Below are 487 nucleotides of genomic sequence, written 5' to 3' on the forward strand. Positions count from 1 at the left end.
AGCACTCCGTGACGAACTGCTTGGCCTTGCCGATACCCTGCAGAACGAAGTCGAAAGTGCGGTCGGTGAAATTGCCGCCCTCGCCGAACAGCTTCAGGGTGTGTCGGGCCAGATGAGCCAGAGTGCCGAACTGGTTTCCGGCCAGACCGAAGATGTCGCATCTTCGGCACAGGAAGCCACCGGCAACGTCGAAACCGTTGCCGCCGCCACCGAACAGCTTTCGGCCTCAAACGCGGAAATCAACCGTCAGATGGCGGAATCGACCCGCATTTCCAACAATGCCGCCGACCGTGCACAGGAAACCAACCAGCTGGTGGTCAGCCTGTCGCAATCGGCAAACCGCATCGGCGAAGTCATCGCACTGATCACCGACATCGCCGAACAGACCAACCTTCTGGCCCTTAACGCCACCATCGAAGCGGCCCGTGCCGGCGATGCGGGCAAGGGCTTTGCAGTTGTCGCGGCCGAGGTCAAAAACCTCGCCAAC

General features: G+C 60.8%; 1 protein-coding gene. It reads left to right on the forward strand.

Going from position 1 to position 487, the window contains the following annotated elements:
* Nucleotides 1-487, forward strand: a 487-nt coding sequence (locus SMB34_RS21490; RefSeq protein WP_037992306.1) for a methyl-accepting chemotaxis protein, incomplete at both ends; no start/stop codon positions are given.

Origin of the sequence: Thalassospira permensis NBRC 106175, assembly GCF_000714555.1 — a bacterium.
GTDB classification, from domain to species: Bacteria; Pseudomonadota; Alphaproteobacteria; order Rhodospirillales; family Thalassospiraceae; genus Thalassospira; species Thalassospira xiamenensis.